The sequence below is a fragment of the Athalassotoga sp. genome (genome assembly GCF_049965695.1).
Classification (GTDB): Bacteria; Thermotogota; Thermotogae; order Mesoaciditogales; family Mesoaciditogaceae; genus Athalassotoga.
Genome location: NZ_JBMFWB010000019.1, coordinates 1 through 15,408, shown reverse-complemented (window position 1 = coordinate 15,408; position 15,408 = coordinate 1). Strand labels below are relative to the sequence as shown.

Annotated in this window: 15 protein-coding genes; 8 read left to right on the top strand and 7 right to left on the bottom strand. The window is 39.6% G+C overall.

The annotated features are described in order from the left end of the window. Nucleotides 1-4 precede the first annotated feature (4 nt). From larA to ACP5NR_RS06885, 6 genes are all read right to left on the bottom strand, one after another. Complete coding sequence (larA, locus tag ACP5NR_RS06910; RefSeq protein WP_428006165.1) at nucleotides 5-1,225, bottom strand: nickel-dependent lactate racemase; 1,221 nt, start codon at nucleotides 1,223-1,225, stop codon at nucleotides 5-7. Next, nucleotides 1,225-2,379 carry a UxaA family hydrolase gene (locus tag ACP5NR_RS06905; RefSeq protein WP_428006176.1) on the bottom strand — a complete coding sequence of 385 codons (1,155 nt, stop codon included), beginning with the start codon at nucleotides 2,377-2,379 and terminating at the stop codon, nucleotides 1,225-1,227. The genes larA and ACP5NR_RS06905 overlap by 1 nt, the downstream gene beginning before the upstream one ends. Nucleotides 2,380-2,381: 2 nt before the next feature. Further along, nucleotides 2,382-2,678 carry a UxaA family hydrolase gene (locus tag ACP5NR_RS06900; RefSeq protein ID WP_428006164.1) on the bottom strand — a complete coding sequence of 99 codons (297 nt, stop codon included), beginning with the start codon at nucleotides 2,676-2,678 and terminating at the stop codon, nucleotides 2,382-2,384. 13 nt (nucleotides 2,679-2,691) lie between these two features. Further along, the gene (locus ACP5NR_RS06895) at nucleotides 2,692-3,354 is read right to left on the bottom strand and encodes a transaldolase family protein (protein WP_428006163.1); all 663 of its coding nucleotides are present in this window, start codon (nucleotides 3,352-3,354) and stop codon (nucleotides 2,692-2,694) included. Beyond that, nucleotides 3,351-4,559 carry an ROK family transcriptional regulator gene (locus tag ACP5NR_RS06890; protein WP_428006162.1) on the bottom strand — a complete coding sequence of 403 codons (1,209 nt, stop codon included), beginning with the start codon at nucleotides 4,557-4,559 and terminating at the stop codon, nucleotides 3,351-3,353. Before ACP5NR_RS06890 ends, ACP5NR_RS06895 begins: the two co-directional genes overlap by 4 nt. A 247-nt stretch (nucleotides 4,560-4,806) precedes the next feature. Next, the gene (locus ACP5NR_RS06885; RefSeq protein ID WP_428006161.1) at nucleotides 4,807-5,076 is read right to left on the bottom strand and encodes a hypothetical protein; all 270 of its coding nucleotides are present in this window, start codon (nucleotides 5,074-5,076) and stop codon (nucleotides 4,807-4,809) included. Between the two features lie 93 nt (nucleotides 5,077-5,169). Between ACP5NR_RS06885 and ACP5NR_RS06880 the strand changes: the two genes are divergently transcribed. The 8 genes from ACP5NR_RS06880 (at nucleotide 5,170) to ACP5NR_RS06845 (ending at nucleotide 13,011) form a co-directional block, all read left to right on the top strand. Then, the gene (locus ACP5NR_RS06880; protein ID WP_428006160.1) at nucleotides 5,170-5,838 is read left to right on the top strand and encodes a response regulator transcription factor; all 669 of its coding nucleotides are present in this window, start codon (nucleotides 5,170-5,172) and stop codon (nucleotides 5,836-5,838) included. Between the two features lies 1 nt (nucleotide 5,839). Further along, on the top strand, nucleotides 5,840-7,192 hold the full coding sequence (locus ACP5NR_RS06875) for a HAMP domain-containing sensor histidine kinase (RefSeq protein ID WP_428006159.1): 1,353 nt from the start codon (nucleotides 5,840-5,842) through the stop codon (nucleotides 7,190-7,192). A gap of 77 nt (nucleotides 7,193-7,269) precedes the next feature. Beyond that, nucleotides 7,270-8,931, top strand: a complete 1,662-nt coding sequence (locus ACP5NR_RS06870) for an MFS transporter (RefSeq protein WP_428006158.1) — start codon at nucleotides 7,270-7,272, stop codon at nucleotides 8,929-8,931. A 60-nt stretch (nucleotides 8,932-8,991) separates the two neighbouring features. Further along, entirely contained in the window at nucleotides 8,992-9,834 is an 843-nt protein-coding gene (locus ACP5NR_RS06865) for a hypothetical protein (RefSeq protein ID WP_428006157.1), read from the top strand. Nucleotides 9,835-9,844: 10 nt separating this feature from the next. After that, nucleotides 9,845-10,519 (top strand): hypothetical protein, encoded by a 675-nt coding sequence (locus ACP5NR_RS06860; protein ID WP_428006156.1) that lies wholly within the window; start codon nucleotides 9,845-9,847, stop codon nucleotides 10,517-10,519. A gap of 5 nt (nucleotides 10,520-10,524) precedes the next feature. Next, nucleotides 10,525-11,160 (top strand): cobalamin B12-binding domain-containing protein, encoded by a 636-nt coding sequence (locus ACP5NR_RS06855; RefSeq protein WP_428006155.1) that lies wholly within the window; start codon nucleotides 10,525-10,527, stop codon nucleotides 11,158-11,160. Further along, nucleotides 11,157-12,326: an ABC transporter permease gene (locus ACP5NR_RS06850; RefSeq protein ID WP_428006154.1), complete on the top strand. Its 1,170-nt coding sequence runs from the start codon at nucleotides 11,157-11,159 to the stop codon at nucleotides 12,324-12,326. The genes ACP5NR_RS06855 and ACP5NR_RS06850 overlap by 4 nt, the downstream gene beginning before the upstream one ends. Then, a complete protein-coding gene (locus ACP5NR_RS06845) occupies nucleotides 12,319-13,011 on the top strand; it encodes an ABC transporter ATP-binding protein (protein WP_428006153.1) in 693 nt (230 codons plus the stop codon). Before ACP5NR_RS06850 ends, ACP5NR_RS06845 begins: the two co-directional genes overlap by 8 nt. A gap of 24 nt (nucleotides 13,012-13,035) precedes the next feature. Here ACP5NR_RS06845 and ACP5NR_RS06840 read toward each other — a convergent pair. Next, nucleotides 13,036-15,408, bottom strand: a 2,373-nt coding sequence (locus tag ACP5NR_RS06840) for an alpha-mannosidase (protein WP_428006152.1), incomplete at its 5' end; no start/stop codon positions are given.

Sequence of the window (15,408 nt, the reverse complement as noted above, 5' to 3'; positions counted from 1 at the left end):
TACATCACTTCCTGTTATAAGTATTTTTAACGGGTAACACTTGAATCGCATTTGGCATTAACAATATATCTTCATCTTTATAATTTTCTAATGATCTTTCTATATCGTCTATGGGATCAAAAAAAATCTTTTTCATTTCCCATGGATCTAATTTCGAAAATATTTTCACTTTGAATTTGGATAAAGTTTTTGCAAGCAAAAACGCTTTATGAGGACCTACCTTAAAATGTTTAAAATCAAACTTATCGATCACTTCTTTTGGAGCAGAAGCCTTTTCGAGTATTTCTAAATAACCTTCATCTGCAAAGCCTTCTGCACACTCGGCGACAAGAATTATTTCTCCTCCCTCTTTACAAAAAAACTCAGCGGGTATAAGTGCTTTTTGGGCCTGATACAGATCTCTATCCCTTGGCGATCCGCCGGGAGAAGTTATAACGACATCGTACAAACGTGAAACTTTATAACCTGATATGCCGGTGATCAATTCCGCAGCTTTTCTGTGTGATTCCGGATTTGATCCGCAAAAAAGGTTAAAGATTTTCCCATTGGAATCCATAACAACGTTAACCAGTTTGTCTATTCCAACCATCTGCCCCATTTCTTCTATGTCTTCCCGTACGGGATTGCCATCAATTAATCCTGCGACCGCAAAAGGATCCGTCATCATCGAATGATTAAAAGAAATTGTTTCTTCTCCTCCGAGTCCTATTGCTACGGCTTTTGATCCACCGGAAAAACCTGCGAATTGATGTGGCTCAACAACACCTATTGCTATCTTATATCCGCATTTAAGATATGATTTGTTTATCCACACCGGTGTACCGCGTTTGGTTTTGCCCACGTAAGCGAGTTCATTTTTGTCATTTGCATCGTGAATAACCAGATCAAAGTCAATTTCAATTTTTTCTTTAAATAAAAAATTCTTTATTTCTTGAAAAGTTGGGGGTTCATGTAGGCCTGATCCTATAAACACTTTTATCTTTTTGCCCTTTAAATTTTTAACGATCGATTTAAAAGGTTTTACCCATGTGCCGGGTCTTGTAAGATCCGGCACGGCTATTCCAATTGGCTTATCTTCATCGTAATTCAAAGAACCAAAACAAGTATTTATGATATGATCTATTTCGGCTTCGTTTAAATTGCTTTGTATATCACCTCTTACGTTTAAAGTTTCAATGTTCCTTTCAACGTTTAAATATGAAATTCCATAAGGAATTTTGACCATTATGCACTCCTATACAATTTTGTCAAGACAAACTCCTCATGTCTAAGAATTTCTGCCCTTGTCATTTGACCGTTGGCAACTTTATAAACTTTTTCCCACAACACTTCTGCAACTTCATCAAGAGTTTTTTCGACCCGAATTATAGGAGATGCGTCAACGTCTATGTGTTCTGACATAGAAGCAACTGTTTTCGGATTTGCGGATATCTTTATGACCGGAATTACAGGATTCCCCACGATATTTCCCTGGCCTGTCGTAAAAAGATGAAGCACGGCGCCGCCTGCCGCAAAAAGTGTGACTGCTTCAGCCGCTGCCGACGAAGTGTTCATAAAATGAAGTCCTTTACCGGAAGGCTTTTCGGCAAAGTCCAATGCGCTTTTTACCTTAGCATTGCCTATTTTTTGAATGTTTCCGAGAGCCTTTTCTTCAATTGTGCTCAAACCTCCGGCTATATTACCTTCCGTAGGTTGTGATCCGAGTAAGTCCGCTCCCTCTTTTTCAACAAGTTCCTGATATTCGTTGAACATATCCATGAATTTCTTTCTTTGCTTTTCATCTACAAATCTTGATGCCACTATATGTTCTCCACCTGTCAATTCCGTCGTTTCACCGAATAAAGCCGTTCCTCCCATTTCAACGAATTTTTCCATAAATCTGCCTACAAGTTTGTTGGAACCAAGGCCGGATGTCGTGTCCGATTCACCGCATTTAGTACTTATGATGATATCGGTTATAGGAACTTCTTCTCTTTTCAGGTTGGTTGCATATTCAACGAATTCCAGCGCTTTTCTTGATGCTTTTTCTATAGTTTTGAGATCTCCACTTTTTTCTATGTAAAACCCTTCGACCGGTTTTCCAGTCTTTGCTATTCCTTCAACTACTTTTTGAGTCCAGTTAGGTTCTATCCCTATCACGATAACCGCAGCTATATTGGCATTTGAACCTGTTCCAATCAAAGTTCTAAAATGCAAATCCAAATCTTTTCCAAATTGTAATCTTCCGTAGGGATGAGGCAAAACGATGGTACCATTTATTATTTTCGATACCGCAACTGCGGAGGAATTCGAAAGGTCATCGAGCGGCAATATAAGCACATAATTTCTAACACCAACTGAACCATCAGATCTTTTGTAAGCAAGAATTTTATCTCCCATCTTCATTTAGAAATCCCTCCCCATCTTAAACTTTTTATGTTATGAACATGAACATGTTCGCCCTGCTTGATGTTTTTCGTGGCAACACCTGTTTTTTCTCCATACTCAAAAATCGTTTCCCCGGATCTTATGTCTTTCAAAGCAATTTTGTGCCCCAATGGTACATCTTCCAGAATTTTAACTTCGATCTCCTTGTTTGTGTCAAGGAACCTTCCTTTTGCCTTCTCGTTTGGCTTTAGATCTTCTACGGCTACACCAACGAGGTCATTTTCATGATGTACAAGAAATTTATAACCCATTTTATTACCTCCTTCAATCAGATTTGGTTTTATCCCATGAATCACCGAATATTTTAAGACCCATGTCGGTAAACGGATTTTCAAAAGCGGTTTTATAAACATCGAATCCAGCAGTGACTATATCCGCACCAGCAATTGCCGCTTCCGTTATTTGCTTTGCGGTCCTGATGGCCGCTATTAAAACTTCTGTCTTGAAACCGTAATTTTTGATTATCTTAACTATATCCGAAACGAAGTTGATGTTCATTTCTCCACGTTCTTCTCTCCAGCCGACAAATGGACTTATGTAATAAGCACCCATCTTAGACGCCTGAATTGCTTGAACGGCGTTGAAAACAAGCGTCACATTTGTCTTTATACCCAATTGATTTAAGTCATAAACGGCATTTAATCCTTGTTCAAAGGCGGGAACCTTTATGACGAAGTTTTCAGATTCTGCCGCTAAAATCTTTGCCTCCCTCAAGATATCGTTTTTCGTTTCGAGATGTGGATTCACTTCAACGCTAACGGTTATGGACGTGCCGGAAACTAACTTTTTTATTTCCTTTATGAATTCTCCCCTTGTTATGCCGGAGTTCATAATGTGACGCGGGTTCGTTGTTATTCCCTCTATATGCCAATTATTTATGGCATAATCTATCTCATTTATTTTGGCACTGTCAAGAAAAAATTTCATATTCTTGCCTCCTTCTGAACGATATTTTTTAACGTCCTTTCAACGCAAAACTCAATGCCAATTTGGGCTGCGCCAATTGCCGCTATATCTTCACCTAATTCTGAGAATTTTATCTCAACTTCCCTTCTTATAACTCCGAGAGAATATCTGTCAAAATCTTTCACGAGTTTTTGTTTGAAAATATCGCAATTTCTTACAGGATTACTTCCTCCTATGACTATCAGATCCAAATTCAAAACGTTAGATATGTTTGCAAGCACAAAACCAAGATAGTGACCAGCCTCTTCTATTACTCTAACGGCAGTTTCATCTCCTTCTAAGGCTCTTTCAACGACGACATCAGAACGGTACTGGCCTTCTATTTTTGAAACGGCAAATTTATTGTATCTTTTAACCAAACCCCAACTTGATAAAACAGTTTCCAAACATCCTCTGCTTCCGCAAACACATTCATCGCCGTCTTCATCCATGATTTTGAAATGCCCTATTTCTCCGGATAAATTTGAAGATCCTTTGTACATTTTCCCATCTATGAAAAGTCCGGAACCAATTCCAACGGCTATGTTTATAAAAAGCATATTTTTAGAATCTTTACCGTACCCGTAATTTTTCTCTGCTATGGTCATCAGTTTGGCCTTATTTTCAAATCTAAAAGGTATTCCAAAGGTATTTTCCAATTCTTTCAAAGCAGAAAAGTTATTTTCGTTTCTTAGATAAGGAGTTATCGCAATAATATTTTCTTTTTCGCTCACAAATCCTGGGAAAGCAATTCCAACACTTTTGATGTTCTTACCTTTCAATTTGGAACTGCTAAAAAACATTTTCAAAGAATCTCTTATTTCTTCAATGAAATCAACATTTTTACGGGTAAATTGTGCTTTTTCCACTACATTGCCATTTATGTCTAAACATATCAGTCTGTCCAAATTAGAATTTATATCAAAGCCAACGGTTACAAAATTATGATTGCCCTCAAGAAGAATACCCTTTCTTCCTGTACCTGTCTGTTCTCTGTCAACACCTATTTCAGATATAAAGCCTTCATCAAGAAGGTTCTGAACAATAGATGAAACAGCGGCTCTTGATAGTTTTGTCATCTTGGATATATTGGCCCTTGATATCGGTTGATTTTTCAGTATTATAGATAAAATAAGTTCCGTGTTACTTTTTTTCATTGATTTTAGAGAAAACTTATCTTTAACCATAAAACCTCCACAGTATGTTTAGAGTACAAACAAATCAAATTTATTATCTTTCAAATACCAAAAAAAGGCAAACCTCAAAAACCGGCAAAAAAGACGATTTAAACCAAATAACTAACCTTAAATACACTTAAGGTTAAAAATCATAACATATCGTTAAATTTACATGAATAGCATTTGTTCAAAAAAAATATATATATAAAAATGAAAAGTACATGCCTTATGGCATGTACTTTTGTTTAGCCCCTGATCAATAATTACCCTGAAAATCTCCGTTTTGTACAACTTCTGATTGAACGTTATCCATATCTGTTGCCGAATCGCTTGCACTTTCCGCGCTACTCTCAACTGGCTCTGCCGTTTCTGAAATTGACTCCTGTGAAGAGGTTGAAAGGTTTGTCGATGTCTGAGATATACCCGGCTGATTTGAAGGAAGGGTTGGAGTCGATCCATTCGCGAAGACGAAAACTCCCAAACTCAACACTGCCGCTATTGTCATCAATATCATCCATTTTCTCATTTTTTTCACCTCCTTCGTTTGATTTCGTTTTAAATATATCTTATGAAGATTAAAAACAAATTAGAATTTTGACTTCGATGGTAAAATTAAGATATGAAGGTTTTGATAGTTGAGGATAACTTGGAACTTTGCAAAAATTTAGAAGAAATCTTTTCTGAGAATGACTTTATCGTCGATGCGACGCACGATGGAGAAAAAGCGCTTGATTTGCTTTTCTCTTCAGAATACGATCTCGTCATCCTCGATATAATGCTTCCCAAAATGAGCGGATGGGATGTGTGTCTCAATGCAAGAAAAGCCAAACTAAGAGTTCCGATTCTCATGCTTACGGCCAAAGACGCGGTCTCTGACAAGATAAAGGGCCTTGACATCGGAGCCGACGATTATCTTGTAAAGCCTTTTGACATTGGAGAATTGCTTGCAAGATCAAGGACTTTGATAAGAAGAAACGCATGGACAAAGAGCAACCTTATAGAGATAAAAAACGTTAAGATCGACACACTTGAAAAAGCCGTTCGCGTAGGTGATAAAGAAATAAAATTGAGCAAAAAGGAGTACGATATCTTACTTTACCTTGCGATAAATCAGGGAAAGATCGTAGAAAGAGAAGAGATAATCGATCATGTCTGGGAAACCGGCTTTGAAATGTACAGTAACGTCGTGGATGTTTACATCAATTACATAAGGGAAAAATTCAAAAAACACGGCGTAGACGACCTCATAGAAACAATCAGAGGAATCGGTTACAGAATAAGAGGATGACATGAAGAGCATAAGATTTAAGGTGATAATCTGGTTTTCCGTGACTATTTCGGCAGTCTTTTTGGTGATTGGATTTTTCATATATAACTTTCAACTTAGCACTTCTTACAAAACATTTGACGATTATTTGATCTTAAATGCCAATCGCGCCGTAAATTATTTTAAAAATCTCCCGGATAACTCAGTATCGATTCAAGCATTTATAAACAACATCGGAATCTCTGACGTGTCCTATTACATCTTTGACTCCAAAGATAATCTTATTTTCTCTTTTGCGCCGGATCAGGAAAATGATCTCAATTCGATAAAAAATGCCTTCAAAAAATATCTTCTTAGTCGAGAAAAGATCTTCACCGTCGAAAGTTCAACTGGATCGGGAGAGAACATTCAGCAATCTAATCCCCAAAGGATATTTGTCTTGCCATTTCAAAAAGGCGGAGAAAATTATTATCTTGTCGCCTCAAGGCAGATGGAAGAGTTCAGATCGACAAACCTTGGGATTTCATACTGGCTTTTGATCGGCCTCGTACTGGCTTTTTTGATCATAATGTCGGGTGGCCTTTTGATAATAAGCAAAGCACTCAAGCCAATAGAAGATATGTCTTTTCAGGTCAAAAGGATAAAAACGGATAATCTGTCAGAAAGGATAAACGTAAAAAAATCCGGAAAAGAGATAGAAATCCTTGAGCAATCGATAAATTCTGCGCTCGACAGGATCGAATCCGGCGTCAAGGCCATCGAAAGATTTTCATCTATTGCCGCTCATGAACTTAAAACCCCAATTTCTGTTATAAAAAGCGATGCACAGATCGCGATGGACAAAAATTCTATCGAAGAATTAAAAATTGCTCTCGAAAAGATATCGAAAAAATCCGACGAAATGTCAAAATTGATAGATATCCTGCTTGTAATTTCGAAGGTAAAAAATGTGCCGGTAACATTTGAAAATCTAAACATGAACGAGGTCGCCTTTGAAGCGGTCGAAGATTTAATAAAAAAATACCCAGATAGAATAGAATTCTTCCCCAATGAAGATTCATACATAAAAGGCGATGAAAATCTTCTCAAAGAAATGATATTCAACGTTGTCGAAAATTCTTGTAAATACACAGATGGAAAGGTAAAGATTGAAATAGGAAATAATTACATCATGGTATCAGACGAAGGGCCTGGAATGGATGAGGAGACTCAATCCCATCTTTTCGAAGAATTTTTCAGAAAAAGAACTGATGTCCCAGGATTCGGATTGGGACTAAGTGTTGTAAAATATATAGCCAATCTCCATGAAATAAAAATACATGTAGATTCTTCTCCCGCTGGCTGCACGAAGATAAATTTCATCTGGCATAAATAATAAAAATCATTTGCAAAAATTAAAATTTTGATCTATAATACTTCGTAACCGGTATTTTAATCAAAAGAGGTGATAGGATGAAAAAACAAAATACGATTCTTTTGCTGCTTTTTATCTTCGGCATATTCATGGGCGCAATAGATTCGGGTATCGTATCTCCTGCGAGGGTGATAATAGGAAATAGTTTTGGAATAGATCAAAGTTTAGGAATATGGATGATAACACTTTACACGCTCATATACGCGGCCTCAATGCCGATAATGGGGAAGTTAGGGGACAGAAGAGGATACAAAAAGATATTCATAATAGGCATAACCATCTTTGGGATAGGTTCTTTTCTTTCGGGAATGAACAACTTCTTTGGCAATTTCTGGCTTTTCCTGCTTGCAAGATCAATTCAGGCTCTCGGAGCTGGCGGCATGGTTCCGATAGCGACCACGGCCGTCAGCAAGATCTTCCCCGAAGAGAAAAAAGGTACCGCGCTCGGGATAGTCGGCGGAGTTTACGGGATAGCGACGATAGTGGGACCGACGATTGGAAGTTTTATACTCTCGATAGCAGGAACGGACAAATGGGGATGGCTCTTTTTCATAAACGTGCCTATAAGCATCTTCGTTATCTTACTTTCTTTGAGCGTTAAAGAAATAGAGATAGAGAAAGCATCAAAGAAGTTAGACATAATTGGTTCCATTCTGTTAGCCGCCTCGATAGGAAGTCTGATGTACGCACTTACGAATTTAGACTTTTTCAATCTCTCAAACTCGATTCGTGATTTAAACGTCTATCCGTTTCTTATAGCCTTTGCCGTACTCTTCCCGTTAATGCTTTTATTTGAAAGCAAAAATGAGGATCCTGTTTTCAACACAAAATTTTTGACAAATCCGAACACGTTTTTCATCATGATGACCGCTCTTGTCGTCGGTATAGGAATGATGGGGCTCATATTCATCCCGCAATTTGCCGAAAACATTCTAAAAATTCCAGCCGGCACAGGCGGATACGTCGTCACCCTTTTGGCAATATTTTCAGGCATATCGGCTCCACTTTCCGGAGTTCTCGTCGACAAGCGTGGAGCAGTCTTTGTTATGTCGATAGGATTTGTCTTCAACATAGCGGGTGCGCTGTTTTTGGGATACGTCACGACGTACATGCTTAATTTCACCGGTCTGCTTATAGGACTTTTCATGATGGGAATCGGAATAGGCTTTACTCTGGGAGCACCTTTGAACTACATGATACTCAAAAGCGTTGATTCGAAAAACTCGGCTTCCGCGCTTGCAAATCTTTCATTGATGAGAGCGATAGGCATAACAGTTGCTCCAAATGTGATGGTGGGATTTTTGATTCAGGCCGGAAAGAGCCTTCAGACCAATCTTACGCAAACTCTAAGCGGCGTCGGAATAAAAATACCGCCCATAAAGATGGATTCTCAGGCCGCCAATGCCTTTGCATCCCTTCAAAATGCGGATGTCACGAATATAGTTACCAAACTCGAGGGTGTGCTTAACAAAGTAATTCCTTTTCCTCTGAACAAATTAGTCGTAAATGACGTTCAAGGTGTAAAGGATAAAATACAGCAGGCTTTTCAATCAACGATAAACACGGGATATACGGAGATGTTTTTGACGACGGCGATCATCTCTTTGATAGGGTTGATCTTCGTTTTAATGGTCGGAAAGTTAAAATCGCCTGTCGTCACCGATGCAAAAGAAATCTTGGAAGAGAAAATTCAAGACTGACTGACCGGTTTCTTAAGAATAATTGTATAATAAGTTAAATATATCGAAAGGAGATCTGAAATGAAAAAATTTCTTCTTTTCAGTTTAGTTGTAATTTTGATAGGGGTATTTTCTGCCGGATTCGGAATGAGCCTTTTTAGCTCACCGAATAACTGGTATCAGATGAGTTTTCAATATGAAGCCGGAGCGTTATCGGTGCTTTTCAACGATATCCAATACGGCCACAACACGACGAACTTTGATTACGTCAGCGACGGCGGAGAAAGCATTCTTTTTCCGGTTGATAGGTACTCCGTCGATTTTACTTTTCTAAAAAACAACGAGTTGATCTTTTTGTACCAGCCGCTTGACATTCAAACCGAAGGCGTAATTACGGAACCCATAACCATATCTTATCAAACCTTCCCGGCAAGCAGCGTCATGCTTTACAATTACGGCTTTTCTTTCTGGAGAATAAGTTATCTGTATGATCTGATAAACACATCGCGTGCAAAATTGGGTATCGGTCTTTCTTTGCAACTGAGAAACGCATCGATAATCTTTCAATCTCTCGACGGTGAATATGCGGTTGTAAGTGAAAATCTGGGACCGGTTCCGATTCTTAAGCTGAAAGGCCAGTACAATTTTGACAACGGCATGTACGTAGCCACAGATATAGACGGATTTTACGCATCGAGTAAATTCTTCAACGGTTCCAATTTCGATTTCACAGGATCGATACTTGATGCGTCTTTAAGCCTCGGATTTAGAAACACGGATTACCTTGATACCTTTGCAAACGTGAGATTTTTGGGAGGCAGTGCCGTTGGTATTTCTCAATATCCGACTGTACCGCAAACTGATGGATACACGTCGAATTATCTCGGAACCATGACCTTTACGCTCGGATTCAACGTTCACTGAGGTGATCTTCATGAAATACAAATTTTTAGTATTTTTACTCGCTTCATTGGCAATGGCATCGATTACCTTTGCCCATGCACCTATCGTTTCGACGATGTCGGGATCGGACATATCGAACGCTATTCCGATAAATCACATAGAAATATCACAAGTTTTGTACAAAGTCTTCGATCACGACAACAGTTTTCTTTGGATGACCTTTGAAGGCACGAAAGGACAGAGTTTGTATTTTCAGCCAGGTGTTCCGAAGATAGACAAATTCAAAGATTTAAAACCCGAGGTTGTTATAGTCGGACCTGGCCTGCCAAAGGCAAATGACCTGCCTTTTGAAATTCCATCCGGTATGGGTGCGCTTGCGTTTACGTCAACAGGTACGCCGACCGTTTTTTATGAACCCGTAACGGATACATATTCGTGGATATATTTCAACCAGACGATAACCTTGCCAGAAAGCGGAAGATATTACATAGTCTCATTCTTTCCTCCTTCAGGTGAGGCCGGAAATCTTTTCATTGCCGTTGGAAAGATAGAACAATTCAGCCCGCAAGACATAATAAACGTCTTCAACATACTTCCGCAGATAAGGGCATTTTATGGCCTTACAGGCCTTCCCGGCTGGATGAATGCGGTAATAGGCATTTCTGCGGTTGGGTTGATATTTTTAATTGCTTTCATTTTGAGGTGATGTGAATGGAACTTTCCGATCTCAAGTCCAATCTTTATGCGGGAAGAAAAAAAGAAAGTATAGAATTATTTATCTCGGCACTTGACAGTGGAATTGATGTGATCGAACTCTACAAATTATTTGCCAAAATTCTCAACGAATGGGACTGCGATTACGAGTTGGATCCTTTGTGCATATGGAAAGAGCATGTGATGTCTTCGATCGTCAGAACATGCATAGAATGCGCATATCCTTATGTAATAAAATCAAAAATGCCGGACATGGGCCTGACCTGTGCAGTTTTCTGTCCGCAGGAAGAAGAGCACGAACTTGGCCTTAGAATGAGTGAAGATATCTTTACGCTCAACGGTATCAAAACCGTTTTTGCCGGGAAAGAAGTGCCCCTTGAAACATTTAAAGAGGCTATAAAGGCCGAAAAATTCGATATGTTGTCCATAAGTATAACGAATCACTACAATCTTGTTTATCTTTGCAAGTTCATAGATGAACTAAAAAGATATTCTCCCAAGACTAAAGTGATCGCCAGTGGTCGTGCATGCGTTAAAAATCCCGAATACACAAAAAAGTGTGGTGTCGACTTTCTCTTTGCCGATTTTGATGAACTTGTTAAATTTTTAAAAGATCTGAGGGGATCAAAATGAGTTTACCGTTCAAAATTGCTTTAAGATTCATAAGATACAACAGATCCCAGTCGATTTTCATAATTTTAAGCATAGCGATAGGAATATCCGTTCAAATATTCATAGGCCTTTTGATCCAGAGCCTTCAGACAAGTTTGGTACAAACGACGATAGGCAATTCATCACAAATAACTGTTGTATCCAAACTTCAGGGCACACCCGTGAGCAGTTGGGATGGGATAATTCAAAAGATAAGTTCGGATCCTGCATACAACAAAGACATAAAATATGTTTCTCCGTCCGTCGATACGCCGATCTTCATTTCGGAAGGATCCGCGATAAATTCACTGCTTTTGAGAGGGTTCGATTTCAAAGCCTCTGACCCCATATATCATTTCAACTCACACATCATAGAAGGGACACTTCCCACGAATGACAACGAAATAATGATAGGAAAGCAATTTGCAAAGGATGCCAACTTAAGCGTTGGAAAGACCGTGACCGTGTTTACGGCAAAAAGACAGTTGAAGATACTTAAGATAAGCGGTATCTTCGATTTCAACGTATCGGCCATAAACTCATCGTGGGCCATTTCGAATTTGCAAACGGCTCAAAATATCGGCGGATTTGGCAATAACGTAAGCAGCATAGAAATGCAGGTTGTAAATGTTTTCGATGCCAAAAAGATTTCTGAAGAGATAGGTCAAACACTTAACAATCCTTCGATAAAGGTCGAAAACTGGGAAGATCAAAACGCGGATCTCCTTACCGGACTTCAGGGTCAAAGCATTTCAAGCATAATGATCCAGGTTTTCGTCATAGTGGCAGTTACTCTCGCGATAGCAAGCGTGCTTGCTATAACTGTCTTGCAAAAATCAAAAGAAATAGGTATATTGAAGGCAATGGGCCTTACAGACGGGAAAACGGGCCTTGTCTTTTTGTTTCAAGGATTAATTCTCGGAATCATAGGCGCTCTTGCCGGTGCAGGCTTAGGGCTCGGACTGTCCTTCATGTTCGCAAAATTTGCGGTAAATTCCAACGGGACACCGGTCGTGCCGCTTGAGATAAATTACTTCTTTATACTCATATCCATGATAATAGCGATAACCGCATCCGTTGTCGCCTCCGTAATACCCGCAAGAAGTTCGATAAGACTCGATCCTATAGAGGTGATAAGAAATGGCTGACATAATAGATCTCAAAAGCATAAACAAATTTTACATATCGGGAAAGATGAAATTTCAGGTACTCCACGACATAAACCTGTCATTTGAAGAAGGTTCCTTTAACTCGATAATAGGGCCTTCTGGATCCGGAAAGACCACTCTCATGAATGTGATGGGAATTCTCGATAAACCCCAATCCGGTGAAATAACCATAGACGGAGAAAGAATAGACAAGATAGAAAAGAAAAGACTTGCATACATAAGAAATCAAAAAATAGGATTTGTCTTTCAATTTCATTATCTTCTGCCTGAATTCACGATATTTGAGAATGTGCTCATGCCATACCTTATGAAAGATTCAAAACCCACAAAAGAGGTAATGAAAAGAGCCGAAGAACTCATCGATCTCGTGGGCATTTCCAAAATAAAAAACAACATGGCAACGGAGGCTTCTGGAGGCCAGCAACAAAAGACTGCAATAGCGCGCGCCCTCATGAACAATCCGAAGATAATACTCGCGGACGAACCGACGGGAAATCTTGATTCTCAAAGCACAGAAGATATATATGCGCTTTTGAGGCAGATAAACAAAAAATACAAAACGACTTTTATAATAGTAACTCATGACAGAAGAATAGCCGAAAGGACAGACAGAATTGTGGAAATTTTGGATGGAAGGATAATATCCGATATCAAAAGATCGTGATACAAAAGGGCTCGAAAGAGCCCTTTAATAAATTATCGTCTTTACCTCAAAAGGCTTTACTTCTAACTTTTTTACCTTTTTGAATCTGTCTTCGAGGATATTCGAAAGAGTTACGGATTTCGAAAATTCAACGGATGTCCTCTTCCCGTAAGGCTCATAAAATCTCATCACAACACCGTCGCCGTCCTCTTCGCGCTTTATCGCAGACAAAATGACAGACTCATCATCGAAAATTCTCAAAGGTTTCATAAAATCTTCGACCTCTCCTTGTGTTACAGGCATGGGCGTGTTAAGCACGATTGCATTTTTTACGGTTTTCTCTTTCCATTCCTTTCCCGTCGGAAAGAGAGAGAATGTGAATTCGTGATGACCTTCGTCCGAATAAAAGTCAGGCATCGTCGCGCCTCTCACAAGAGATAAACTTACATTGCTCCCATTTACTCCACATCCATACTTCGAATCGTTAACGACACTTATTCCGAAATCGTCTTCCGAAAGATTCAGCCATTTGTGGTAGGGTACCTCGAATTTTGCCTGCTCATACGGGTTGTTGTTGGTCGCCTTTCTTTTTATCATGCCGTAGGCTATCTCGAAGGTCGCCTCCCTTGTTAACAGATCCATCGGCATGTCAAGTCTTAGATTGTACCTTCTCGTGTGCCAGTCAAGATTGAATTTCAAATCAACGTTATCGTAATTGTCGTAAATCCTTGCTATCATTTCTATTTTGGACCCTTCGAATTCGTATTCGAATTTCAAAGATGCCATCGCAGGTCCATTTTCGTAAAGATATACTCTCTTCGGCTCAAGCCTTACCTCTTTTTCGGAATCGTACGGCACATCCCATCCTTCAAATTCGGCCGGAATGTCCCGTCTTGCGACAAGAGAAAAACCTTCTTTGAAAAGATATCTCTTTGCCTTTTTGTCAAAGACGTTAACTCTGTCATCCTTTACCGAGACTTTCACAAGCGCATTTTCAAGAGTCTTATCCTCTGCCTTTATGTTTCCTTTCACAGATTTAGATTTCGAAAGTGTCAAAGTCTTAAGACCGTCTATTTCTTTCCCGATCACGAAAGTGCCGTCCTTTCCTTTTTGAACGATGCAATCCGTGTAGAAGCCGACAGGTACATCCGCATTTCTCAAAAGTACTGGCAACTTCAAGTTCGTCACGTTGACGATGCTCAATTTTTCTCTGTCACTTTTTTTATGCTTTGAAATTATTTCATCAACAAGAGTATTAACTGCTTTCCTTTGTTCTTCCAACATTTCACCGAATTCTTTGTACACCTCTCCTATCGACGATCCGGGAAGCACATCGTGAAATTGCGCGCGGGCAAGTGCCATTCGCGCATCTGTCAAAACCTTATGCGGATATTCCGAACCGTTTTTGTAATCTGCGCTCGCTAACACTTCGGCTGTGTAAAGCAAGTTTTCCATCTGCCTGTTCAACCTCTTGATTATCGACTGGTTTGTGTAAGTGCCTCTGTGGAATTCAAGATAAAGTTCATCATCCATAACGGGCAGATCTTTGAATTTGTAACCTTCAAAGACCTTCTCGAAATTCTTTATCTCCAACTTCGGAAGACCCGGCAAATTTCTCATAAGACTGTACCTTATCATCATCTCATCAGTAGGTCCTCCGCCTCCGTCTCCGTATCCAAAGGTAAGAATTGAAAATGGCACATCGGAGTGTTTCTCTTTGTGAAAGTCCCATCCAAGTTTTAAATCCTTCGGAATAAGCGGAGAGTTATACCCTTCCGTCGCTGTAAAAAGATGCGTCACAATCTCAGTGCCGTCAAGGCCGCGCCATGCAAACCATGAATACGGAAAGATATTCTTGTCGCTCCAGACGAGTTTGGTCGTGACGAAGTAATCGATGCCGCTTTCTTTCATGATTTGAGGAAGTGACCATGTAAAGCCGAACGTGTCGGGAAGGTATCCTATCTTGCACCTTTTTCCGAATTCTTTTTCAAAAAATTTCTGGCCGTACAAAAACTGGCGGGCAATCGATTCTCCCGAGGTAAGATTTGCGTCGAACTCTATGACGCTTCCTCCAATAGGCTCCCACCTTCCCTCTTTGACGTAAGACCTTATCTTCTCGAAGAGTTCGGGCTCGCGTACTTTGAAATCTTCGTAGTACGCACTCGATGACTGTGTGAATTTGAAGTCGGGGAATTTGTCCATCATCCTCAAAGCGTTGGCAAAGGTCCTTACTATCTTCCTTCTTGTCTCTTTCAAAGGCCAAAGCCATGCGTAATCTATGTGCGAATGGCCCATCGAATAAATCGTAAATGGCAGCCCATCTATCTTCAAAGAGTCGATAAGGTGCTTTGTCGCATTTGTAATTTGGGATCTGACCTTTTGACTCAATTTGACACCGACATTTACTTTGAAATCAGG